General features: G+C 67.8%; 22 protein-coding genes. 13 read left to right on the top strand and 9 right to left on the bottom strand.

Annotation, left to right across the window (positions count from 1 at the left end; translation table 11 throughout):
* Window positions 1-13: 13 nt before the first annotated feature.
* The gene (locus ACFO5K_RS17695) at window positions 14-1,318 is read right to left on the bottom strand and encodes a hypothetical protein (RefSeq protein ID WP_378563438.1); all 1,305 of its coding nucleotides are present in this window, start codon (window positions 1,316-1,318) and stop codon (window positions 14-16) included.
* An 81-nt stretch (window positions 1,319-1,399) separates the two neighbouring features.
* Between ACFO5K_RS17695 and ACFO5K_RS17690 the strand changes: the two genes are divergently transcribed.
* Window positions 1,400-2,131, top strand: a complete 732-nt coding sequence (locus ACFO5K_RS17690) for a Clp protease N-terminal domain-containing protein (RefSeq protein ID WP_378563435.1) — start codon at window positions 1,400-1,402, stop codon at window positions 2,129-2,131.
* 245 nt (window positions 2,132-2,376) lie between these two features.
* Window positions 2,377-3,999 carry a chaperonin GroEL gene (gene groL / locus ACFO5K_RS17685; protein WP_378563432.1) on the top strand — a complete coding sequence of 541 codons (1,623 nt, stop codon included), beginning with the start codon at window positions 2,377-2,379 and terminating at the stop codon, window positions 3,997-3,999.
* Between the two features lie 155 nt (window positions 4,000-4,154).
* Here the strand turns inward: groL and ACFO5K_RS17680 are convergent, their stop codons facing one another.
* Window positions 4,155-4,880, bottom strand: coding sequence for a DUF6585 family protein (locus ACFO5K_RS17680; protein WP_378563429.1), 726 nt, complete (start codon window positions 4,878-4,880; stop codon window positions 4,155-4,157).
* 209 nt (window positions 4,881-5,089) lie between these two features.
* Here ACFO5K_RS17680 and ACFO5K_RS17675 point away from each other — a divergent pair, with 209 nt between their 5' ends.
* A complete protein-coding gene (locus ACFO5K_RS17675; RefSeq protein WP_378563426.1) occupies window positions 5,090-5,896 on the top strand; it encodes an alpha/beta fold hydrolase in 807 nt (268 codons plus the stop codon).
* Window positions 5,897-5,928: 32 nt separating this feature from the next.
* On the opposite strand, the gene ACFO5K_RS17670 is transcribed toward ACFO5K_RS17675, so the two are convergent.
* The gene (locus ACFO5K_RS17670; protein ID WP_378563423.1) at window positions 5,929-6,378 is read right to left on the bottom strand and encodes an SRPBCC family protein; all 450 of its coding nucleotides are present in this window, start codon (window positions 6,376-6,378) and stop codon (window positions 5,929-5,931) included.
* Between the two features lie 240 nt (window positions 6,379-6,618).
* On the opposite strand from ACFO5K_RS17670, the gene ACFO5K_RS17665 reads away from it, so the two are divergent.
* The 3 genes from ACFO5K_RS17665 (at window position 6,619) to ACFO5K_RS17655 (ending at window position 8,347) form a co-directional block, all read left to right on the top strand.
* On the top strand, window positions 6,619-6,741 hold the full coding sequence (locus tag ACFO5K_RS17665) for a hypothetical protein (RefSeq protein WP_378563420.1): 123 nt from the start codon (window positions 6,619-6,621) through the stop codon (window positions 6,739-6,741).
* A gap of 65 nt (window positions 6,742-6,806) precedes the next feature.
* Window positions 6,807-7,478 (top strand): TetR/AcrR family transcriptional regulator, encoded by a 672-nt coding sequence (locus ACFO5K_RS17660; protein ID WP_378563417.1) that lies wholly within the window; start codon window positions 6,807-6,809, stop codon window positions 7,476-7,478.
* The gene (locus ACFO5K_RS17655) at window positions 7,478-8,347 is read left to right on the top strand and encodes an alpha/beta hydrolase family protein (protein ID WP_378563414.1); all 870 of its coding nucleotides are present in this window, start codon (window positions 7,478-7,480) and stop codon (window positions 8,345-8,347) included. Before ACFO5K_RS17660 ends, ACFO5K_RS17655 begins: the two co-directional genes overlap by 1 nt.
* Here the strand turns inward: ACFO5K_RS17655 and ACFO5K_RS17650 are convergent, their stop codons facing one another.
* Both ACFO5K_RS17650 and ACFO5K_RS17645 read right to left on the bottom strand, forming a co-directional pair.
* Window positions 8,348-10,411, bottom strand: a complete 2,064-nt coding sequence (locus ACFO5K_RS17650) for a prolyl oligopeptidase family serine peptidase (RefSeq protein ID WP_378563411.1) — start codon at window positions 10,409-10,411, stop codon at window positions 8,348-8,350.
* Window positions 10,412-10,453: 42 nt separating this feature from the next.
* The gene (locus tag ACFO5K_RS17645; RefSeq protein WP_378563408.1) at window positions 10,454-10,993 is read right to left on the bottom strand and encodes an AMIN-like domain-containing (lipo)protein; all 540 of its coding nucleotides are present in this window, start codon (window positions 10,991-10,993) and stop codon (window positions 10,454-10,456) included.
* Window positions 10,994-11,099: 106 nt separating this feature from the next.
* On the opposite strand from ACFO5K_RS17645, the gene ACFO5K_RS17640 reads away from it, so the two are divergent.
* The gene (locus ACFO5K_RS17640) at window positions 11,100-12,101 is read left to right on the top strand and encodes a dipeptidase (protein WP_378563405.1); all 1,002 of its coding nucleotides are present in this window, start codon (window positions 11,100-11,102) and stop codon (window positions 12,099-12,101) included.
* Between the two features lie 40 nt (window positions 12,102-12,141).
* Here ACFO5K_RS17640 and ACFO5K_RS17635 read toward each other — a convergent pair whose 3' ends face one another.
* On the bottom strand, window positions 12,142-13,161 hold the full coding sequence (locus ACFO5K_RS17635; RefSeq protein WP_378563402.1) for an NADP-dependent oxidoreductase: 1,020 nt from the start codon (window positions 13,159-13,161) through the stop codon (window positions 12,142-12,144).
* A 168-nt stretch (window positions 13,162-13,329) separates the two neighbouring features.
* Window positions 13,330-14,349 carry an AraC family transcriptional regulator gene (locus ACFO5K_RS17630; protein WP_378563399.1) on the bottom strand — a complete coding sequence of 340 codons (1,020 nt, stop codon included), beginning with the start codon at window positions 14,347-14,349 and terminating at the stop codon, window positions 13,330-13,332.
* A 115-nt stretch (window positions 14,350-14,464) separates the two neighbouring features.
* Between ACFO5K_RS17630 and lpdA the strand changes: the two genes are divergently transcribed.
* From lpdA to ACFO5K_RS17610, 4 genes are all read left to right on the top strand, one after another.
* Window positions 14,465-15,868, top strand: a complete 1,404-nt coding sequence (lpdA, locus tag ACFO5K_RS17625) for a dihydrolipoyl dehydrogenase (protein ID WP_378563396.1) — start codon at window positions 14,465-14,467, stop codon at window positions 15,866-15,868.
* Window positions 15,869-16,072: 204 nt separating this feature from the next.
* Window positions 16,073-16,573, top strand: coding sequence for a L,D-transpeptidase (locus ACFO5K_RS17620; protein ID WP_378563393.1), 501 nt, complete (start codon window positions 16,073-16,075; stop codon window positions 16,571-16,573).
* A 127-nt stretch (window positions 16,574-16,700) separates the two neighbouring features.
* Window positions 16,701-17,402 (top strand): polysaccharide deacetylase family protein, encoded by a 702-nt coding sequence (locus tag ACFO5K_RS17615; protein ID WP_378563390.1) that lies wholly within the window; start codon window positions 16,701-16,703, stop codon window positions 17,400-17,402.
* 110 nt (window positions 17,403-17,512) lie between these two features.
* Window positions 17,513-17,839, top strand: a complete 327-nt coding sequence (locus ACFO5K_RS17610) for a DoxX family protein (protein WP_378563937.1) — start codon at window positions 17,513-17,515, stop codon at window positions 17,837-17,839.
* Here the strand turns inward: ACFO5K_RS17610 and ACFO5K_RS17605 are convergent, their stop codons facing one another.
* Together ACFO5K_RS17605 and ACFO5K_RS17600 are read right to left on the bottom strand one after the other, a co-directional pair.
* On the bottom strand, window positions 17,840-18,217 hold the full coding sequence (locus ACFO5K_RS17605; protein ID WP_378563387.1) for a VOC family protein: 378 nt from the start codon (window positions 18,215-18,217) through the stop codon (window positions 17,840-17,842).
* Between the two features lie 82 nt (window positions 18,218-18,299).
* Entirely contained in the window at window positions 18,300-18,851 is a 552-nt protein-coding gene (locus tag ACFO5K_RS17600) for a carboxymuconolactone decarboxylase family protein (protein WP_378563384.1), read from the bottom strand.
* 198 nt (window positions 18,852-19,049) lie between these two features.
* On the opposite strand from ACFO5K_RS17600, the gene ACFO5K_RS17595 reads away from it, so the two are divergent.
* Window positions 19,050-19,982, top strand: coding sequence for an NERD domain-containing protein (locus tag ACFO5K_RS17595; RefSeq protein ID WP_378563381.1), 933 nt, complete (start codon window positions 19,050-19,052; stop codon window positions 19,980-19,982).
* A gap of 124 nt (window positions 19,983-20,106) precedes the next feature.
* The gene (locus ACFO5K_RS17590; RefSeq protein WP_378563378.1) at window positions 20,107-21,936 is read left to right on the top strand and encodes an acyl-CoA dehydrogenase; all 1,830 of its coding nucleotides are present in this window, start codon (window positions 20,107-20,109) and stop codon (window positions 21,934-21,936) included.
* Window positions 21,937-21,938: the final 2 nt, after the last annotated feature.

Genomic DNA, 21,938 nt, shown 5'->3' with positions numbered 1-21,938 from the left:
GGCCTCGGCGCACCTACGTGACTCTCGAGGCGCCTCGCTCGTCTGCGCACAGACCGGCCTCCGCGATCGGCAGCGGGTGGGGGCGGCTGATGCGTCTTCTGGCGAGGCGGGTCAACGTCCACGCCCAGGGCGTGATCGCGATCAGGAGGAGCGCACCCAGCCACGGAAGCCGCCACCACCAGCGCAGATCCTGTTCGACCGGCACCGTGGGCTCGGTCAGTGAACGGGCTGTCGACGACCACACCACGAACGCGTCCCCGATCGGGATCGAGCCCAACGCGTACCGTTTGGAGTTCGGCAAGTCCAGCGGCAGCCCGAGGAGTTCACCTGCGGAACCGAGGGCAGCGGCCAGCGCGCGGTCTCCGTTGACGCGGGCCGCACCCTGGGTGACCACGGTGGCGGACAGGCTGATCCCGGCGATCAGCGGTCCGGAATCCACATCACCACTGCCCGCGACGCCGGGCGGGTACTCGCGCACCGCCGGACCGAAACCGCCTGGGTAGTCGAGGAACTGGTCGCGGTAGCGCGCGTACTGACCGCGTGCGAAGGCCGGGTCGATCTCAGGGAGGAAGCGGTGGATCACGGCCTGCGAGGTCGCCCTCGTTCCGGTCGAGAGGGAGCCGTCGGCGGGGGAGACCTGGTGTGGGAGCAGGCCGGTGCGCGGGTCGAGGCGTTGTTGTGCCTCGGTGAGCCAGCGGTCGATCACCGCCGTGTGCCGCGCGCCGACCAGCTTGTCGTGTAGGCGGAGCGAGGCGATCGCGACCGTGGAGTCGACCGGCCATGCCTGCCCCGGGTACGCCGGGAGGAACGGTGACTCGGCGGCGGTGAACGCCTTGGCCAGCTCTGCGCTGTGTGCGGAAAACCGCTGCACCTCACCGTGGTCGGACGGGTCGAGCGAGATGATGGCGCCCTGTAACCAGTTGGTCCAGCCCGCCCAGAACACCCCGTACGCGGGCTGCAACCGTTCGCTGAAAACCGATCGACCCTCCGCGGATTCCATTCGTGCCAGCGCCCAACGGGATTCGCGCAGTGCGTCGTCGCGCAGGCTGGGGTCGGTGTGGGCGGCCTGTATCCAGGACAGCCCGTAGAGGGCGTTCAGGAAGAGGTGGCCTTCCGGGAACTGTTGTTGCGCGGCGGTATCGGCTCCGGCGTCGAGCGCTGCGCGCAGGAAGGCCAATTGCCGCTCGGCGGAACCGGGCTGGTCATGGAGGCCGGGTTGCGGCAACAGGAAACGACCGGCCGCGACCAGGCAGGCCAACGTCACGATGATCCCCACGGTGCGCAGTGCCCAACGGCCGGCGCGTTCAGTTCTCCCCACGTGCCCACTCTGCCATCGCCTGGCGCACATGTCGTCAACTTATGGTTGACGAGGTGGGATCGTCAACCTAGAGTTGACGACATGAGCAACTCCAATATCCGCCTCGACGACCTGATCGAGGGAATCAAGAAGGCCCGCCCCGACAATGTCCTCGAGCAGCTTTCCGATGCCGTCGTCGTCGGGGGTCACATGAGCGAGGTGGCCGACCATCTCATCGGCCACTTCGTCGACCAGGCCCGCCGCTCCGGCGCCTCCTGGACCGAGATCGGCGCCAACATGGGCGTCACCAAGCAGGCCGCGCAGAAGCGGTTCGTCCCCAAGCAGCCCGGCGATGCCGCGGCCATGGACCCGCAGGCCGGGTTCGCCAAGTTCACCGACCGGGCGCGACAGGTGGTCATGGATTCCCAGGAATCGGCCCGCGCCGCGGGCAACGGTCAGATCGCGCTCGGGCATCTGATCCTCGGATTGGCCGGGCAGTCCGAGGGGCTGGCAGCCCGTGAGATCGTCGCCAGAGGTGTCACGTTGGAGCAGGTGCGTGCGGCGGCGACGGCCGCGCTGCCGGCCGCCGACGGTGAGGTACCCGCGCTCATCCCGTTCGGCGCCGACACCAAGAAGGTCCTCGAACTCACCTTTCGCGAGGCTCTTCGCCTCGGCCACAACTACATCGGCACCGAACACATCCTGCTCGCGCTGCTCGAGCAGGAGAACGGCACGGGTGTGCTCAGCGACCTCGGTCTGGACAAGGCTGTGGTAGAGGCCGAACTCGTCGAGTTGCTGAATCAGTTCCGGGCCGCCGCCGAGGGCGAGTCCTGAGCGCCCGGTCGCGCCCGGCGCGGTCCGCCGGTGCCGGGCGCGACCTTGCACTCTCGTCAGCCGAGTGCTAAAAATGGGCTTGGCACTCACATCAGTTGAGTGCCAGGTCGGGACGGTGAGATCGGGTTCCATCGACACCCTCGGTCGTCCGTCGCGGGCACCGCACCTGGCCAGCGTACTTTGGGGCGATCCAACCTGTGGTCGTCTCGTGTGTCAGCCATAGACATGTGGAGGATCTCAACGCAATGGCCAAGACAATTGCGTACGACGAAGAGGCCCGTCGCGGTCTCGAGCGGGGTCTGAACGCCCTCGCCGACGCTGTCAAGGTGACGCTGGGCCCGAAGGGTCGCAACGTCGTGCTCGAGAAGAAGTGGGGCGCCCCCACGATCACCAACGATGGTGTTTCCATCGCCAAGGAGATCGACCTCGAGGACCCGTACGAGAAGATCGGCGCCGAGCTGGTCAAGGAAGTCGCCAAGAAGACCGACGACGTCGCCGGCGACGGTACGACCACCGCTACGGTCCTCGCCCAGGCGCTCGTTCGTGAAGGTCTGCGCAACGTCGCGGCCGGCGCGAACCCGCTGGGTCTCAAGCGCGGCATCGAGAAGGCCGTCGAGGCCGTCACCGCTCGCCTGCTCGACTCCGCCAAGGAGATCGACACCAAGGAGCAGATCGCCGCCACCGCGGGTATCTCCGCTGGTGACCCGGCCATCGGCCAGCTCATCGCCGAGGCGATGGACAAGGTCGGCAAGGAAGGCGTCATCACCGTCGAGGAGGCGCAGACCTTCGGGCTGTCGCTGGAACTCACCGAGGGTATGCGCTTCGACAAGGGCTACATCTCCGGTTACTTCGTCACCGACCCCGAGCGTCAGGAAGCGGTCCTCGAGGACCCCTACATCCTGCTGGTGTCGTCGAAGATCTCGACCGTGAAGGACCTGCTGCCGCTGCTGGAGAAGGTCATCCAGGCCGGCAAGCCGCTGCTGATCATCGCCGAGGACGTCGAGGGCGAAGCCCTGTCGACCCTGGTCGTGAACAAGATCCGCGGCACCTTCAAGTCCGTCGCCGTCAAGGCGCCCGGCTTCGGTGACCGTCGCAAGGCGCAGCTCGCCGACATCGCCATCCTCACCGGTGGCGAGGTCGTCAGCGAAGAGGTCGGCCTCTCCCTGGAGACCGCAGGCATCGAGCTGCTCGGCCAGGCCCGCAAGGTGGTCGTCACCAAGGACGAGACCACCATCGTCGAGGGCTCGGGCGACGCGGAGGCCATCAAGGGCCGCGTGGCGCAGATCCGTTCCGAGATCGAGAACTCGGACTCGGACTACGACCGTGAGAAGCTGCAGGAGCGTCTGGCCAAGCTGGCCGGCGGTGTCGCGGTGATCAAGGCCGGTGCCGCCACCGAGGTCGAGCTCAAGGAGCGCAAGCACCGCATCGAAGATGCCGTGCGCAACGCCAAGGCCGCCGTCGAAGAGGGCATCGTCGCCGGTGGTGGCGTGGCCCTGCTGCAGTCGGCGCCCGCCCTGGACGACCTGAAGCTGACCGGTGACGAAGCCACCGGTGCCAACATCGTGCGTGTCGCGCTGTCGGCTCCGCTGAAGCAGATCGCCTTCAACGCCGGCCTCGAGCCCGGCGTGGTCGCCGAGAAGGTCTCCAACCTGCCTGCGGGTTCGGGCCTGAACGCCGACTCCGGCGAGTACGAGGACCTGCTGGCCGCCGGCGTTGCCGACCCGGTCAAGGTCACCCGCTCGGCGCTGCAGAACGCGGCCTCCATCGCGGCCCTGTTCCTCACCACCGAGGCAGTCGTCGCCGACAAGCCGGAGAAGGCCGCCCCCGCGGGCGACCCGACCGGTGGCATGGGCGGCATGGACTTCTGATCCCCTAGGGACCAGCTGCGCCACCGCAAGTCACGAAGGCCGGCCCACCACACGGTGGGCCGGCCTTCGGCATGTCCGGGTCCGAGCTGAGCCGCTCGACACCGACTGGTGCCCGCGGGCCTGGCGGCTCCGATGCCTGAATCGCCGTGGTGGGCCTAGCCGACCGGGGTCAAGCGCAACCGTTCTGCCAGTTCGTTGAAGACGTAGAAGTTGGGGATGGTGCTGACGGGGGCCAGTGACAGCCACATGCCGGCGACCTTGATGCGGATGTGGCCGCTGCGGGCGTCGATGAGCTGGATGTCTTCCCAGGCGTAGGTCTGGTCCCGGAAGGTGAGGGCGTCCAGCGACAGGGTGACGGTGCCGAAGGCGACGGTTTCGCCGTTGTCGATGGCGGCCGCGGCGGCGGGCAGGCGGATGGCGGTGATCGCGGATTGGATGGCGCGCGCCCATTCGCGGGCGCGGGCGAAACCTTCTTCGTCGATGGTGGTTTCGGCGCTGCCGGGGGTCGACAGTTCCAGTCGGTAGGTGACCGGGACGGTGTCGTGGAAGGGGATCGTCTGCTGCCGGACTTCGGTGCTGTCCCAGCGGAATCCGGCGACGCGCTGGCCCGATCGGTAGACGGTGATCCCGTGTTCGAACAGGTCGATGCGGGCGGCGCGGTTGCGCCGGTTGATCAGGCCACGGCGCACGGCGAGCAGCACGGGTACCGCCGCGATGCTGAGCAGCGCGACCGCGCCGGGCCAGGCGCCGACGGCGGCGCAGATCACCCCGATGACGGCGACGCTGCCTGCGACGATGCCGCAGCCGCGCACGAAGGTGTCGTCGGCGGGGGTGGCGAGAAAGGTGTCACGGTGCGCGCCGAGGTACTGATACTCCGCCATCAGGTGTATCAGTTGGGTCAACGGCACCGGATGCCGTGCTCCGGCTGCGTCCTCCGGCCTGTTCGGAGTGATCAATCGTCCCTCCAAGAGGCGTTTTCATCCGCGGCGAAGCGTATGCGAACCGAGCCGATATTGCCACTGCAGTCCAGGATCGGACAACGGCGAATCCTGGTTCCGACCGGCCTGGACACAACATCGACACAGTAATGGTGTGGTTCACCGATACCCTGGCGGGTGTGCTCTTCGTCGACGAAGGTCCCCGTGGCGCCCCGCCGATCGTGTTCGTGCACGGCATTCCCGGCTCGGTCGATTGGTTCGCCGCTGTCGCCGAACGAATGTCGGGCGACTCACGTGTGATCCGGGTGGACGTGCGCGAACACGGCGCCGAGACCGGCGACTTCGCCGCGGCCGCCCGGGCCGCGCCGCTCGTGGTTCTGCTCGGCGAGCTCGACCTGTCCGAGGTGACGGTGGTCGGTCACTCGTTCGGCGCCGAGATCGCGCTGGAGCTGGCGGCGATCTCACGCCGGGTGGCCCGCGTGGTGGTGGTGGGCCAGGCGCCCGACTACGCGGCCGCGAGTATTCCGGGATTCGCGCGGTGGGTGGTGCGGCCCTGGACGGTGCGCCTGGTGCAGCGCTGGGCGCCGGGTGTGGTGATCCGGCTGGCTCATCGCACCGTGTTCGCGCCGCGCTTCCGCTATGAGTCCGCGCCGGGCCTGGCCGAGGCGATGGTGCGCGATTTCCGCGCGGCCGTCCCCGCCGGGCTGGTCTACGCCGTCGGTGCGCGGGGTGACGCCTTCGCCGCCGACCCGCTCGACGCCCGCGCCGCGGCCCTGGATGTGCCGGTGCTGGCGGTGCACGGCCGCCACGACCACCTCTACGACGCCACCGCCACCCTCGAACGTTTCGCCGCGGCCGGTGCCCGCACCCACCTGGTCGAACACGCGGGGCACTCACCGCAGGTGGAGCAGGCCGATGAATTCGTCTCGGTCCTGCGCGATTTCATCGGCTCGACCTGATCGCCGATCGGGCTCGCCCGGATCCGGCGGGCTCAGCTCTCCGCGGCCGCTTTGATCTTGCGCAGCGTTTCGTGCATGCCGGCCACCAGGTCGGCTTCGAACTTCTGCTCGCCGCCGGAGACCTTGACCACCGGGCCCATCCAGCCGGGCAGGCCCTTGGGGCCGAGGGTGCGGCGTTCGACCACGCGGGTGCCCGCGGCGGTCGGTGCGAGCTCGTAGCTCCACACGGTGCGGTTCTCGTTCATCCGGAACGCCAGCGCGGTGTTGGGTACCAGGCGCACGATGCGGGAGGTGGTCGGCCAGATCCTCCAGCCGTCCTTGTTGAGGTTGACGGTGCGCGCGCCCTCGCGAATCCCGCCCAGTGCGACCATCTTCACGGTCGTCGGGCTGAACTCCGACATCCGGTTCAGGTCGGCGATGATCGACCACACTTTTTCCGGCGATGCGGCGATGTCGATACTGGCTTCGAGGTTGTTCGGCAACGGTGCCTCCGGTTCGCGTGACTTACGGTCACGCTCAGCATAGGCACCGATAAGTCGTCCGCCCTCCGGCTGTGGTCGGATCTTTCGGTGCGGCCGTGGCCGGCGGGGCTTGTGACGGTTGACAAATAAAGTTCCAGAAATTCCTTTAAAACACTCCATGTTCACATTCGGCTTCGGTATCGTCCGAGACGGCAAATAGCCGGTGACGGCAACGTCACGAGCAGCAATTTGGAGTGCATCATGCTTTACAACATCACCGAAAACAGCAGCGGCAGCAGTGGCGACGGCGGCATCCTCGCGTTGCTGATGAGCCTGCTCTCCACCTCGGCGAGCTCCGGTTCGGCCCAGGCCTCCGGCAACTGAGCAGACTTCAGCCAACTTCCGGCTAACGCGCGGTAAGCCGGTGGGGCGGCCGTTGGGCCCGATCCATGACGAGGGGATCGGGCCCTTCGGTATTGTCAGCGCCAATGTCACAGGATGCGAATACGGGACGAATGTATGCCGGGCAGCCCGTAGAGGACCGGCAACGCCAGCGGCGTGCGCGTTTTCTGGAGTCAGGCCTGACGGTCTTCGCGCGCGACGGGTACGCCAACAGTTCGGTCGGTGCCATCTGTAAGGACGCCGGGTTGTCTTCTCGGCAGTTCTACGAGGAGTTCACCGGCCGGGAGTCGTTGCTACTCGAGTTGTACGAGCAGATCGACCGGCAATCGCGTGAAGCGGTCGCGACAGCCCTGGAAGCCAAGACCGACGCCCCCGCCGTGGAGCAGATCGATGCCGCGGTCCGCGCCTACGTGGAGACGATCGGCTCCGATCCGCGCCGAGCCCGGGTGGCCCTGGTCGAGGTCGTGGGCGCCGGACCCAAGGTGGAGAAGTTCCGCCTCGAGCTACGCCGGGTGTGGGGTGCGCTGCTGGCCGGCGCCGCCGAGGACGCGGCCATGCACGGCGAGATCCCCTCCGGCGACTACGAACTGCGGGTGCTCGCGATCATCGGCGCGGTGAACTACGTGGTCGACGGCTGGAGCGGCGCCGACCCGCGGCCACCGCTCGACGACGTGATCCAGGTGCTGACCCGGGTGATCCTGGGCGCGGTAGGGGCCTGATGCCCCGGGTCGAGACCGTCCCGATCCAGGTGCCCGACGGTACGACACTGCCGGTGCGGCTGATCCCCGCGCGCGGCCCGCATCGGCATCCGGTGACCCCGGACAATCCACGCCCGGTGGTGGTGATCGTGCCCGGCCTCGCGGTCCCGGGGGAGTTCTACGAGTACTTCGCCCAGCAGCTGGCCGCGCGCGGATTCGACGTGGCCATCGGCGAATTACGCGGTCAGGGCGAGAGCACCCACCGCCCCGGCGGTGAAAGCACCTACGGCTACCACGAATTGGCGTCGGTGGACTTCCCGGCGATGCTCCAGGTGGTGCGCGACCGGTTTCCCAGCAGCACGCCGTACCTGTTGGGGCACAGCATGGGCGGCCAGCTCGCCACGATGTACGCGGCCCGGGTGCGCGGTCGCCTGGCCGGGCTGATCCTGATCGCCTCGGGCACGCCCTATTTCCGCGGTTATCGCGGCGTGCTCGCCCCGGGCATGCTGGTCGGCACGGCGGCGGTGGCGGTGGCCTCGAACCTGGCCGGCTTCTGGCCCGGTGACCTGCTCGGCAAACGCGCCTACGGCCGGCAGTCGAAGGTGCTGATGTCGGACTGGGCGCGGTTGGCCCGCACCGGCCGCTTCGTGCCCGTGGGCGCCGACATCGACTACGAGGAACGCATGTCACGGCTGAAGTTCCCCGTGCTGTCGATCACGATGGCCGACGACGACCTGGCTCCCCAGACCGCCGCCGACCACCTGCTGAGCAAACTGCCCGCCGCGCAGATCACCCGGTGGTTCCAGCCGGAGCCGTTGGGACACAACGGCTGGATCACCAACCCGGTCTCCACCGTCGACACGGTGGAGAAGTGGTTGCGGGACCGCTGATCAGGCGGTGCGCGGCTCTTCGAACAGCATCTGGGTGAAGAACTCGTAGACCAGCGCCGCCAGGTACGCCGACTGCTTGTTGTCGGCCGCGCCGCCGTGTCCGCCCTCGATGTTCTCGTAGTACCAGACGGTGCGGTCCTGAGATTCCAGCAGTGCCGCCATCTTTCGCGCGTGGCCGGGGTGCACCCGGTCGTCGCGGGTGGAGGTGGCCAGCAGGATCGGCGGGTACGGCCGGTCGGGGTCGGTGTTCTGGTACGGCGAGTACTCGCTGAGGTAGGCCCATTCCTCCGGCTTGTCCGGGTCACCGTATTCGGCGATCCAGGAGGCACCGGCGAGCAGCAGGTGATAGCGCCGCATGTCCAGCAGTGGCACCTGGCAGACGATGGCGCCGAACAGTTCCGGGTAGCGGGTGAGCATCACGCCCATCAGCAGACCACCGTTGCTGCCGCCGACCGCGCCGAGCTGCTCCGGTGTGGTGACACCGCGCGTCACCAGGTCGCGGGCGATGGCGGCGAAGTCCTCGAAGGCGCGGTGGCGGTGTTCCTTCAGTGCCGCCGTGTGCCATTGCGGCCCGTACTCACCGCCGCCACGAATATTGGTCACCACGTAGGTGCCGCCACGTTCGAGCCAGGCCATCCCCGCCCCGCCCATGTACCCGGGGGTCTTGGAGATCTCGAAGCCACCGTAGCCGTTCATGATCGTCGGGCCCGGCGTGCCACGGCGGTCACGATGGCGGATCACGAAGTAGGGCACGGCGGTGCCGTCGTCGGAGGTGGCGAAGAACTGCTCGGTGTCGATGCCGGTGGCGTCGTAGTAGGCGGGGGCCTGCTTCAGAACCGTGGCGGAGGTGCCGATCGCGCTGCTGAGCAGCGTGGTCGGCGTGGTGAACCCGGTGGTGGTGAGCATGAACTCGTCACCACCTTCCAGCGGGTCGAGATTGGTCACCGAGGTGGACGACATGGCCGGTGAATCGGTGAGTTCGCTGTCTGACCAGCCGTCCGGGCCGGGTGTGAGCACGCGCAGACCGGTCTGCACGTCGCGCAGCGTGCTCAGGATCAGGTGGTTCTCGGTCCATCCCCAGCCGTCCAGTGAGGTGTGCGCATCGGGGGTGAACAGGACCTCGAACTCACGCGCACCGGAGAGGAACCCGGGCAGGTCGGTCACCAGCAGGCTGCCGGGCGCGTAGGTGTCGGCGCCGACGGTCCACGCGGTCTTCGGCCGTACCAGCAGCCAGTCGCGGTACCAGCTGACATCGGCGTCGGTGGGGGTGTCGAGCAACTGCCACGTGCCCTCGGCATCGAGCAGGTGGACCTCCTCGTTGAAGAAGTCCGTCGCTCGCCCCGCGAAGTGGCGTTCATAACCGGGATGCCGGTCGTAACCGACGCTGATCGACACATCGCCGGGCTTGCCCTCGAACACCGTCTCGGCCTCGGCGAGCGCGGTGCCACGCCGCCAGCGCTTGGCCACCCGGGGGTACCCGGAGTCGGTGAGCGACCCCGGCCCGAAGTCCGTGCCCACATACACGGTGTCGACATCGATCCAGGACAGTTGCGACTTGGCTTCCGGCAGGTAGAAGCCACCGTCTTCGGGTGCGATGAATTCCCTGGTGGTCAGGTCGAATTCGCGCTGCACCTTCGCGTCGGCACCGCCGCGTGAGAGCCGGATGAACGCGCGCTCCTGCGAGGGCCGCAGCACGGTGGCGCCCGCCCACACCCAGTTCTCCCCGTCGGCCTCGGCCAGCGCGTCGACGTCGATCAGCACGTCCCACTCGGGTTCGTCGGTGGCGTATGAGTCGAAGGTCGTGCGCCGCCAGAGCCCGCGCGGGTGCTGGGCGTCGCGCCAGAAGTTGTAGAGCCAGGGTCCGCGCCGGCCGGGGAAGGCGATCTTGGTGTCGTCGTCGAGCATCGCGAGGATGCGACGCTCCAATTCGGCGAACCGGTCGGTCTCGGTGAACCGCCGCCCCACCACCTCGTTGCGGGCGCGCGCCCAGTCCAGCGCGCCCTCGTCGGTTACGTCTTCGAGCCAGAGATAGGGATCGGTCACTTTCTGCTCAACGCCGCTCATCCCCACATTGTTGCCCGATGTGGGGATGAATACCGATCCGGGTCACCAGTAGTGCGCGACGTCGACGACCACCCGCGAGCCGGTTCCCGGCCCGTCGAGAGTGAACACCCGGAACGGCAGGCGGGCGCGCACGCCCAGGCCGAGACCGGACTGCCCTTCGAACGAACCGGCCCAGGCGGCTTGCCGGAAGGTCTGATAGCCGGTGACGTCGACGAGTTCGGTGCGCTGGGCCGGGTTGTAGGTGCTGTTGCCCGCGTGGTCGTAGGCGGGCGCGTTGACCGTCACGCGCAGGAACGCTCCGCCGCGCAGCGGGACGGGGGCGCCGGAGCCGTCCTGGGTGACCCGGTCGGTGTAGGCGACCCAGTATCCGGTGACCGGACCGGCGATGTCGACGACGAGCCGATCGAAGCACTGGTGCCTGCCCGCGCGCACGTCGGACACCGTGCCCCGCGTGTTGTCCGCGGACGATTTTTCCACCGAGCCCCAGACCAGGCCGCAATAGGACGGGGTAGCGGCAGCGGGCAGCGTCGACAGGCCGACGCAGACCAGGAGGGAGGCGAGAAGTACAAGGACGCGACGCATGTCGCACCGCCTTAGAGCCGAAGATGCAGTACTTGATAATCGAGCGAATCCGGCATCGCGTTAACCTCGCTACGGTTCCGGCCCGGTTGCGAAAAGTAGGGTTGACGTGACCGATCCCGAACCGGAGGTAACCGTGCGGCCATTTCTCTGGGAACAGCACTGCTGTCTGCCGTTGCGGCCCACCGCACGCATCGCGGAGCTGGCGCGCTACCCGCTCGGGTCGTATGTGTCGGTGAACGTCGGGTACTCGGGGGAGACACGTGCCGACTCGCTCGCCTTGCTGCACTCCTTCCGTGACCAGGCGGCGGCGGATCCGCGTTTCCGGCTGGTCGACGTGGCGAGCGATATCGGCGCACCCGAGGTGATCTCGGTGGCCTTCGACCTCGAGGACTCCGCCCCGCTCGAAGGCGATCTCGACAATGTCGAACTGTTCTACGACCTGGGCGTGCGCTCGCTGCTGCCCACCTACAACCACGCCAACGCGGCGGGTTGCGGCTGTCTGGACACCGTCGACACCGGGCTCACCGCGTACGGAAAAGACTTGGTGCGCAAGCTCAACGAGGTCGGCATGTTCGTCGACGGTTCGCACTGCTCACGCCGCACCGGCCTGGACCTGGCCACCCACACCGACGTTCCGATGATCTACAGCCACTCGAACTTCGCCGGGCTGTGGTCGCATCCGCGCAACATCACCGACGAACAGGCCCGCGCCTGCGCCGCGACCGGCGGTGTGATCGGCATCAACGGCGTCGGGATCTTCCTCGGCCACAACGCACCCCAGGCCCGCGCCGAGCGGGTGGCGGCCATGGCCGACCACATCCGCTACGGCGTCGACCTGGTCGGTATCGACCACATCGGCGTGGGCTCGGACTACTCGTTCGACGGCCCGCAGTTCAACGCGGAGATCCACGAGAACCCCGCCGCCTTCTCCGCGGCGTACACCGCGTGGGGCCCCCTGCACTGGACCCCACCCGAAGACCTCCTCGGCGATTCCGACATTCCCGGCCTCGACACCCACCTCACCGACCGCGGCTTCACCCCCACCGAACGAGCCGCCATCTTCGGCGCCAACTTCGCCCGCGCCGCCGCCCAGGTCTGGCGCGGCTGAACCTGGACGGCCCCAGAGCCTGATCTTGATGTGCGGTGTTTCAGGGGAGGCGGACGAGCATTTTGCCGGTGTTGGCGCCGGTGAGGACGCCGAGGAAGGCGGCGGGGGCTTGGTCGAGGGATTCGTAGACGGTTTCGGTGGTGCGTAGGGTGCCGTCGGCGATCCAGGCGGCGGCTTTGGGGATGTATTCGGCGAAGCGGGGGAGGTGGCTGGTCACCAGCATGCCGCGGAGGGTGGCCTCCTTGGTTGTGGCCAGGTAGAGGTCGGGGGTGTGCTCGGAGGTGGTGCCGTTGTAGCCGCTGATGGCGCCCACCAGTGCGATCCGTCCGTGCTGGTTGAGTGCTTCGATCGCCACCTTCAGGTGTTCGCCGCCGACGTTGTCGAGGTACACGTCGACACCGTCGGGTGCCGCCGCGGTGAGCTGACCGGCCAGATCGCCCGCGCGGTAATCGATGGCCGCGTCGAAACCGAACTCCTCGAGCAGTTTTCGGGTCTTCACCGGTCCACCCGCCGAGCCGATGACCCGCTTGGCCCCGAGCGCTTTCGCGAGCTGGCCCGCGACGCTGCCCACCGCCCCGGCGGCGGCCGAGACGAACACGGTGTCACCGGGTTCGACCCGGGCCACCTCGGTGAGCGCGGCGTACGCGGTGAGACCGGTGGTGCCCAGGGCGCCCAGGTAGTGCTGTGGGGCAGCCAGTTCCAGGTCGACCGGGGTGGCGGTCGCGGCGTCGAGCACCGCGTGTTCGCGCCAGCCCGCGAAATGCGAGACCGTGGTGCCGACCGCGATATCGGCCGACCGCGAGGCGATCACCTCGCCCAGCGCCGACCCCTCCAATGCGGCGCCGAGTTCGAACGGCGGAATGTAGGAGGGCTTGTCGTCCATCCGGCCCCGCATGTACGGATCCACCGACATCCAGGTGTTGCGAACCAGGATCTGGCCGTCGGTGAGTTCGGGCAGTTCCCGCTCCACCAAGGCGAAGTCGGTGGCCACCGGAGCGCCGTTCGGCCGGGCGGCAAGGTGGATCTCACGGGTGTGGGTGGGCAGCGCGACGGTGGTCATGACGGGCCTTCTTCCGAGGTCGAACGGTGTTCATGGAGTGATGACCACGTTATGGCGCGCGCTCGGCCCCGCCCAGGTCCGCGCACGCCACGGACCGGTCCTGACGCGCCGAGAACGGTCGGAACGCGGCGGCGAGATCGAAACCCGGTGGTGCAGACCGACGGGCCTTCAGCCGGCGGACGGAGCGGCCCAGCGGTGGAGGGCTTTTCGCAGCGCGCGGTCGTCGGTGAAGGCCAGAAGATCGGCGACGGCCCGCTGGGTGAACCCCTGGGCCTGTAGGGCTTTCGCGCGTTCCTGGCGCAACGAGTCCAGTTCGTCGCGCCAGGTGGTGCCGTGTTCGGCCAGGTGGCGTTGCAGGGTGCGCGGGCTCATCGCGAGCGCGGCGGCCACCCGGGGCAGCGCCGGGTCGGCCGCGTCGAGCGCGGTGGCCAGGGCGATGCGGAAGGGTTCGAGTGGGTCGGCGACGGTGCGCGAGGAAGCCAGGACGAGGTCGGCGTGGCTGCGCAGCAACTCGGCCAGCATCGGGTCGGCGCGCGGGAGCGGGGTGGTGGCGTCGTCGGCGTGGAAGGTGATCGAGTCGGACTCGGCGTCGAATTCGATGTCGGCGGTACCGAAGACGGTGATCAGGTCGCGATGGTTGTCCGGTGCCGGGTGGCCGAAACTCACCCGGACGGGGGTGATCGGGCGGCCGGTGGCTTCACGGGCGCGGCGCAGGTAGTAGGCCAGTACGTACTCGTTGACGGCCGCGGCCACGGCCGGGTCGCCGGCGGTGGTGCGGTAGCCGATCGTGAGATCGCCGTCGCCGGACAGGTCGAAGCCTTCGGCCGCGGCGGTGATCAGGCGGTGATAGGGCTGGGCGGCCCGCAGCGAATCGGTCAGGGTCGCACCGGTGGTCACCAGGTAGTCCCAGGTGCTCAGGGTGCCCAGCGGTGCGGCCGCCGCCACCGCGGCACCCGCGCCCGGTCGCGTGTGCGCGATCAGCTCCCACAACCGCAGCAGCGAAGTCATCGGGATCCGGTTCAGCTCACCCCGCAGCACCTGCGCTTCGGTGCCCGGGACGCGCGCCAGTTCGCCGGCCGCCACACCCGCCTGCCGGGCGGCCGCCAGGAGCAACCGAACGAGGTGGGTGGACACCGTGCCGTCGAGCCGGCTGCCGATTCCGGTTGCGTCCGGGGCCGGCTGGGTCACCGCACCAGGATACCGCTCGGTCGATGGACGTCCGTGCGAAGCGAGCCGTGGCGTGACCTCACCGATGTGGGGGACGGGTGGGTGAACTCCACGAAACAGAGTTAGGCTCGAAGCCGTGACTTCCCACTACGATGTCGTCGTTCTCGGCGCTGGTCCCGGCGGATATGTCGCCGCGATCCGTGCCGCTCAACTCGGCCTGCGAACAGCGATTGTCGAGCAGAAATACTGGGGTGGCGTGTGCCTGAACGTGGGCTGCATCCCGTCCAAGGCACTGCTGCGCAACGCCGAGCTGGCCCATATCTTCCACAAGGAGGCCAAGACTTTCGGCATCTCCGGTGAGGTCAGCTTCGACTTCGGGGCCGCCTACGACCGCAGCCGCAAGGTGGCCGACGGGCGCGTCAAGGGCGTGCACTTCCTGATGAAGAAGAACAAGATCGACGAGTTCGACGGTCTGGGCACCTTCACCGGCCCGAACTCCCTCGATGTCGCCCTCACCAAGGGTGGCGCGGAGACGATCACGTTCGACAACGCCATCATCGCCACCGGCACCACCACCAAGCTGCTGCCCGGCACCCAGCTCTCCGACAACGTCGTGACCTATGAGGAGCAGATCCTCACCCGCGAACTGCCCGGCTCGATCCTCATCGTCGGCGCGGGCGCGATCGGCATGGAGTTCGCCTACGTCCTGAAGAACTACGGCGTGGACGTGCGGATCGTGGAATTCCTCGACCGCGCGCTACCCAACGAGGACGCCGACGTCTCCAAGGAGATCACCAAGCAGTACAAGAAGCTCGGCATCACCATCACCACCGGTGCGGCCGTGCAGTCGATCGATGACGACGGCAACAAGGTCACCGTCCAGATCAAGGACAACAAGTCCGGTGAGATCGAGACGGTCACCGTCGACAAGGTGCTGCAAGCGGTCGGTTTCGCACCCCGGGTGCAGGGTTACGGCCTCGAGACCACCGGGGTCGAGCTCACCAACCGTGGCGCCATCGAGATCGATGACTACATGCGCACGAACGTGCCCCACATCTACGCGATCGGTGACGTCACCGCCAAGCTGCAGTTGGCCCACGTGGCCGAGGCGCAGGGTGTGGTCGCGGCCGAGACCATCGGCGGCGCCGAGACCATGACCCTGGGCGATTACCGGATGATGCCGCGCGCCACCTTCTGCCAGCCGCAGGTGGCCAGCTTCGGTCTCACCGAGCAGCAGGCCCGTGACGAGGGGTACGACGTGCAGGTCGCGACCTTCCCGTTCATGGCCAACGGCAAGGCGCACGGCTTGGGCGACCCGACCGGTTTCGTGAAGCTGATCGCCGACGGTACCCACGGCGAACTCCTCGGTGGACATCTGATCGGCCCGGACGCCTCCGAACTGCTGCCCGAGCTGACGCTGGCGCAGAAGTGGGATCTCACCGTCAACGAGGTGGCGCGCAATGTGCACACCCACCCGACGCTCAGCGAAGCGGTGCAGGAAGCGATCCACGGCCTGGCCGGGCACATGATCAACTTCTGAGCCGAGTTTCTCCGAGGGGCGGTCGCGGTGCGGCCGCCCCTTGTTCGTGCCCACTCCTGAATTCCCTGTATTTCTTTTCGGCAAATATGTGAGCGTTGATTTGGCGAACGGGGGTGTTGTCCACGATGATCCGTGTAGTTCTCCGGCTGTACTGCTAGTCGCTTCACCTGATCTCGTGTGTACGGAACAGAGAGGCATCGGACTGTGAGCAAGCGCATCTTCGGTTTGGCGGCACGATTCGCGGCAATGGCCGCGGTGGCGGTGGCCGGGCTCGGCACGGTGGTTCCGGCGGCGGCCGAACCTCTTTTCCCAGGTGGTCCCGATGTTCCGGGTGTCCCCGCGCTGGTCCCGACCGCATCGCCGTGCCCGGTGGTGGAAGCCAGGGCCTGTATGCGGCTGTCGACGAACGAGGCGTGGCTGGTGGACAACGGCCGAGTGGTTTTCGGTCCGACCCCGATCTCGCACGGCATGCCCGGCTTCGAAACCCCACCCGCGGTGACCCGGATTTCCTTCAAGCGGGAATTCCACTGGAGCACCATGCACAATGCGCCGATGCGCTGGGCCACGTTCTTCAACGGCGACATGGCATTTCACGTGGGCCCGGTCGACTCGCAATCCCACGGTTGTGTGCGCATGACCGAAGACGGCGCCCACCGCTTCTTCGACTACCTGAACCCAGGCGACATCACCCAGGTAATCGTGTAAACAACCAACTCGCGAGAACATGGGTAACTCCCCGGGTACGGGCCAACCCAACTACGCACCCAAAGCTTGCCGCCTCCCCAAGTCTCCCCGCCACTAGTCTGGCCAGGAGTCGCGGAGAGGCGGAACAGTGCGTAGGTGGTTGATCGGGGCGGCTGTGGGGCTCGTCGTGGTGCTGGGGGTGGCCGGTGGCCTTTATGTACTGATGAACTCGCGGACCTATCAGCTGGCGGGGCGGCTCGTGGATCGGGTGGAAACCGACGAGAAGCTCGTCGCGCTCACCTTCGACGACGGACCGACCGAGCGCACGCCCGAGGTGTTGCGGATGCTGGCCGAATTGCGGGTTCCCGCCACGTTCTACCTGGTGGGTGGCGATCTGGCCGCGCATCCCGAATACGGTGCGGCGATCGTGGCCGCGGGGCACGAGATCGGCAATCACACCTACACCCACCGCCGGATGGTGCTGGTCTCCGGTGACACGGTGCGTGAGGAGATCGAGCGCACCGACAGCGAGATCCGGCGCACCGGGTATCAGGGGCCGATCACTTTCCGTCCGCCCTACGGCAAGAAACTCTGGGCGCTTCCGGACTACCTGTCCGAGCACGATCGGACCACGGTGACCTGGGATGTGGAACCCGATTCCGCGGGTGGGGCCGGGCGCGATGCCATTGTCGGCGACACCCTCGACCGGACCCGTCCCGGTTCGATCGTGCTGCTGCACGTCATGCACGGCACCGAATCGGCGGCCGCGGTGCCCGGGATCGTGCACGGTCTGCGCGCGCAGGGGTATCAGTTCACCACGGTCTCCGCGCTGCTCGCCGACGATCAGTGATGGCGCCGCGGGTCTGGGCCGACCGCCGCAGCGCGGCTAGAGTTCGTGGAGTGGCTACCGAAACTCCCCGTCGACGCACCTACGCCTATCTCAGCGTGCCGCTGTTCGTGATGGGTGTTCTGCATTTCCTCGCGCCGAAACCGTTCGACGGCATCGTCCCGCGGCAGTTGCCCGGCAAGCCCCGGACCTACACCTATGCGTCCGGGGCCGCCGAATTGGGCGTGGCGACCGCGCTGGCGGTGCCGCGTACCCGCCGGGCCGGTGGCTGGCTGGCGGCGGCGCTGTTCATCGGCGTGTTTCCCGCCAATGTTCAGATGGCCGTCGACGTGGTCGGTAATCCGAAGGCTTCCGGTGCGGTCAAGGCCGGGGTGCTGGCCCGGTTGCCGTTGCAGATTCCGATGATCCTGGCGGCGCTGCGGGTCGCGCGCCGCGACTGATCACACCCACTGCACGAGCTGGATGACGATGCCGTTCGGGTCGGTCATCTGGAAGTAGCGCTCGCCCCATTCCTCGGTTTCGATGGGCGTCTCGATCGGGACGCCCTCGCCGCGCAAACGGTCGTATTCCCGGTCGATGTCGTCGACCACGAAGGCGACGAGCAGGCCCTCGCCCGCGCTGCCCGCGATGCGCGCGGGCTTGAACGTGGCGAGACCGGTCCGCAGGTAGACGACGTTCATTCCGGCGTCGGCCCGTTGCAGGGACACGAATCCGTCGGCGGCCATCTGTTCGGTGAAGCCGAGGTGCTCGATCAGGAAGTCGGCCGAGGCCCGCGGGTCGGGCACGTTGAGCGAGACGACGGAAGCGGTGATCTGCATGGGTGCTCCTCTGGGTTTGAACTCCGTACTTTGTACGCCTTAACTTTCCGGAGTCACGCGCCCGCGCGCCCTATGATCTGGGTCACTTCCCGAAGGTGTCGCGTTCGACCCGCAATGTGGTGATGGTGGCCGCCAGACCCTCGTACTGGTTGATCAGCAGCACGATCTCGATCAGTGACCGCTCGTCGTAGTGCGCGGCCAGCTCCGCCCAGGCGGCATCGTCGACATCGCGGGTCTGCACCAACTGGTCGGTGACGGTGAGCAGCGCCCGCTGCCGCGGCGTCCACCCCTCGGCCTCGGGGCCGGCGCCGACCCGGTCGAGATCGAGGGCGGTCAATCCGGCCTTACGGCCGAGACGGCGATGATGATCGGTCTCGTAGTCGCACGCTCGCAGCTGAGCCACCCGCAGGATCACCAACTCGGCCTCGGCGCGGGGCAGTCGGCCACCCGGCATCAGCTTGCCGGAGAAATGCAGCCAGCCGCGAAACAGGCCGCGGGTGCGCCCCAGCGTGCTGAACAGCTGAGCGTCGCCGGTACCCGCCGCGCGGGAAAGAACCTGCCACACAACCCAGTTGATCGGCCCGAGTTCGGCGAACCGCCCGGGTGAAATGCGTGGTAGGGGCGTTGCAGCCATCTGATGTCCACCTGTCGTCTCGACGTTGCCCGGGCTTTTCGGAGCGTACTAGCCGGTACGGGCCGACGGTGACGACTCCGGAGTTCGTGCTGATTTTCTTTGTTTCCAGTGGTTTTCGGAACAGTTGCGCGTCATGATCGGTGGGAACCGCAGCGCGCAGCGGCGGTGATGTCGCAGCACTGGTAGGGGAACATCGGAATGCTGGTTCGGATCAGGCCGGGGGCGGAGCTCACCGGCGCCGAGCGCGAGTTCGTCGAATGCCTGCGCGCCTACCCGAGTACGGGGCTCGCACTGATCGATTGCCGGGTGGGTGATCGCCGCCTGGGCGCGGTGATCGTGACACCACGGGGGATCACGGTGGTCGAGGTGAAAGGGTTCCGGCGCAGGCAGAGCGGATTGCTCGGGCTCGGCCGGTCCGGCGCTTGGACGATCAGCGACAGCCCGCTCGACCTGGACACCGAGCCGTCGAGCGGGTTGACCGACCGGGTCGAGCACGGTGTGCACGCGGTGCGGGTCGCGCTGGAACGGGCGCTGCAGGACAGCAGGCACGTGTGCGGCGCGGTGGTACTGGTGCCGTACCGAGGCGTGGTGGTGCGGCCCGCGCGCACCGCGTTGCGGCCGGGCCTCGATGTGCTCATCGCCAATACTGTCGATGCCCATGAGCTGCGGGTCTACCTGGAGAACTTCTCCGCCGGGCCGCGCGACTGGACCGTGGAGCGGGTGCGCAACGCCTGCACGGCCTTCGGTCTGGCCGATCTCGCGCCCTCGCGGGCCGAACTCGGTGCCGACGGGTTCGCCCCCAACCGGCCCGCGCCCGCCCCGCCGCCGGTCCGCCGGTTCGTCGAGCCGGTAAAGGCGCCGCCGGTGGAACCGAGCGCACGCGGCAAGCTCGCGGGGCTGGTGGTGTTCGCGGTGGCACTGCTGGGGGTGCTGATCGTATTCGTGGTGGTGGTGCTGGCCCTGCTGCGCGAGTCGCCGACGCCGTCGCGGACGGTATCGGAGACCACGCAGTCCACCACCCGCGCGCCCGCGCAGACCGGCCCCCGCGCGCCCGCGCAGTCCACCACGCACGCGCCCGCGCAGGCCGGTCAGCAGCCGCCGCAGTGCTGGCCGTTCCAGGACGGGTGCTGACCTCCCCGGGTTGCCTACGGTTGCGTAGCCGGCGGCCGGTACGGCACGCTGGCGATCCGTACGACGTCGAACAGCCGAATCACGCGGCGCTCGGGCCGTGTGTGGTCAGTCGAGGAGGACCCCAGTGGGGCACTACAAGGCGAACGTGCGTGACATCGAATTCAATCTGTTCGAGGTGCTGGGGCTCGACAAGCTCCTCGATACCGGCGCCTACGGCGACCTGGACTCCGACACGGTGTGCCAGCTCCTCGACGAGGTGAAACGCCTGGCCGAAGGCCCGATCGCGGAAACCTTCGCCGAGGCCGACCGGCACCCGGTGGTCTACAACCCCGACACCTTCGACATCTCCGTGCCCGAACCGTTGCGCAAGACGATCGCCGCGGTGCACGAAGCGGGCTGGTACCGCCTGGGCATGCCCGAGGGCATGGACGGCACCCCCGCGCCGAATGTGCTGCTGTGGGCTATCAACGAGCTCATCATCTGCGCAAACCCGTCGGCGAGCTTCTTCAACATGGGCCCGCTGATGGGGTCGGTGCTCTACGAGGTGGGCTCCGAGGAGCAGAAGCGCTGGGCGCGTGGCGGGTTCGAACGCGGCTGGCAGGGGACCATGGTGCTCACCGAGCCCGACGCCGGTTCGGATGTGGGCGCGGGGCGGACCAAGGCGATCGAGCAGCCCGACGGGTCGTGGCACATCGAGGGAGTGAAGCGCTTCATCTCCGGCGGTGACGCCGGTGAGGTGACCGAGAACGTCTTCCACCTGGTGCTGGCCCGTCCTGTCGGCGCCGGACCCGGCACCAAGGGGCTGTCGCTGTTCTACGTACCGAAGTTCCTGTTCGATCCCGACACGATGGAGCTCGGCGACCGCAACGGCGTGTACGTGACCGGCCTCGAGCACAAGATGGGCATCAAATCCTCGCCGACCTGCGAACTGACCTTCGGCGGTACGGAGGTCCCTGCGAAGGGGTGGCTCGTCGGTGACGTGCACAACGGGATCGCGCAGATGTTCAAGGTGATCGAGAACGCGCGGATGACGGTGGGGGTGAAGTCCTCGGGCACGCTGTCGACCGGGTATCTGAACGCGCTGGAATACGCCAAAACGCGCGTGCAGGGCGCCGATCTCACGCAGATGTCGAACAAGGCGGCACCGCGGGTGACCATCACCCATCACCCGGATGTGCGTCGTTCGCTGGCCATGCAGAAGGCTTATGCGGAGGGCTTGCGCGCGGTGTACCTCTACACCGCCGCACATCAGAACAACGACGTGGCGCAACTGGTCTCGGGGGCCGATCCGGAAATGGCGCACCGTGTCGACGATCTGCTGTTGCCGATCGTCAAGGGTGTGGGCTCCGAACGCGCCTACCAGTTGCTCACCGAATCACTGCAGACCTTCGGTGGTTCGGGGTACCTGCAGGACTACCCGATCGAGCAGTACATTCGCGACGCCAAGATCGACTCGCTGTACGAGGGCACCACCGCCATCCAGGCCCAGGACTTCTTCTTCCGCAAGATCATTCGCGATGGTGGCGCCGCGATGGGTCATGTGAACGCGCAGATCACCGCCTTCCTGGACAATGAGTCCGGGCGCCTGGCCACCGAACGCACCCTGCTGCGCACCGCCCAGGCCGATGTGGGCGCGATGGCCGCCACGCTCACCGGCTACGCGATGGCCGGGCAGCAGGATCCCGCCGAGCTGTACAAGGTGGGGCTGGGCTCGGTCCGGTTCCTGATGTCGGTGGGCGACCTGCTCATCGGCTGGCGGCTGCTCGCCCAGGCCGAGGTGGCCGCCGCCGCTCTCAACAGTGACGCCGCGCCCAAGGAGCGGCCCTTCTATCAGGGCAAAGTCGCGGTCGCGAGCTTCTTCGCCAAGAACGTGCTGCCGGAATTGTCGGCCACCCGCGACATCCTGGCCGACCTCGACAACGACATCATGGCGATCCCGGAGGAGGCGTTCTGAGG

Source organism: Nocardia halotolerans, assembly GCF_042650145.1.
GTDB classification, from domain to species: Bacteria; Actinomycetota; Actinomycetes; order Mycobacteriales; family Mycobacteriaceae; genus Nocardia; species Nocardia halotolerans.
The sequence above is the reverse complement of the archived record's forward strand: the minus strand, read 5'-3'. Positions and strand labels throughout refer to the sequence as shown.

Bases quoted from the DNA above. Each gene is read 5' to 3' on its own strand.
- ACFO5K_RS17645 (WP_378563408.1), bottom strand. From the start codon at position 10,993: ATGCGTCGCGTCCTTGTACTTCTCGCCTCCCTCCTGGTCTGCGTCGGC.
- ACFO5K_RS17665 (WP_378563420.1), top strand. From the start codon at position 6,619: ATGCTTTACAACATCACCGAAAACAGCAGCGGCAGCAGTGGCGACGGC.
- ACFO5K_RS17680 (WP_378563429.1), bottom strand. From the start codon at position 4,880: ATGGCGGAGTATCAGTACCTCGGCGCGCACCGTGACACCTTTCTCGCC.
- groL (WP_378563432.1), top strand. From the start codon at position 2,377: ATGGCCAAGACAATTGCGTACGACGAAGAGGCCCGTCGCGGTCTCGAG.
- ACFO5K_RS17605 (WP_378563387.1), bottom strand. From the start codon at position 18,217: ATGCAGATCACCGCTTCCGTCGTCTCGCTCAACGTGCCCGACCCGCGG.
- ACFO5K_RS17600 (WP_378563384.1), bottom strand. From the start codon at position 18,851: ATGGCTGCAACGCCCCTACCACGCATTTCACCCGGGCGGTTCGCCGAA.
- ACFO5K_RS17655 (WP_378563414.1), top strand. From the start codon at position 7,478: ATGCCCCGGGTCGAGACCGTCCCGATCCAGGTGCCCGACGGTACGACA.
- ACFO5K_RS17635 (WP_378563402.1), bottom strand. From the start codon at position 13,161: ATGACCACCGTCGCGCTGCCCACCCACACCCGTGAGATCCACCTTGCC.
- ACFO5K_RS17610 (WP_378563937.1), top strand. From the start codon at position 17,513: ATGGGTGTTCTGCATTTCCTCGCGCCGAAACCGTTCGACGGCATCGTC.
- ACFO5K_RS17595 (WP_378563381.1), top strand. From the start codon at position 19,050: ATGCTGGTTCGGATCAGGCCGGGGGCGGAGCTCACCGGCGCCGAGCGC.
- ACFO5K_RS17650 (WP_378563411.1), bottom strand. From the start codon at position 10,411: ATGAGCGGCGTTGAGCAGAAAGTGACCGATCCCTATCTCTGGCTCGAA.
- ACFO5K_RS17690 (WP_378563435.1), top strand. From the start codon at position 1,400: ATGAGCAACTCCAATATCCGCCTCGACGACCTGATCGAGGGAATCAAG.
- ACFO5K_RS17660 (WP_378563417.1), top strand. From the start codon at position 6,807: ATGACGAGGGGATCGGGCCCTTCGGTATTGTCAGCGCCAATGTCACAG.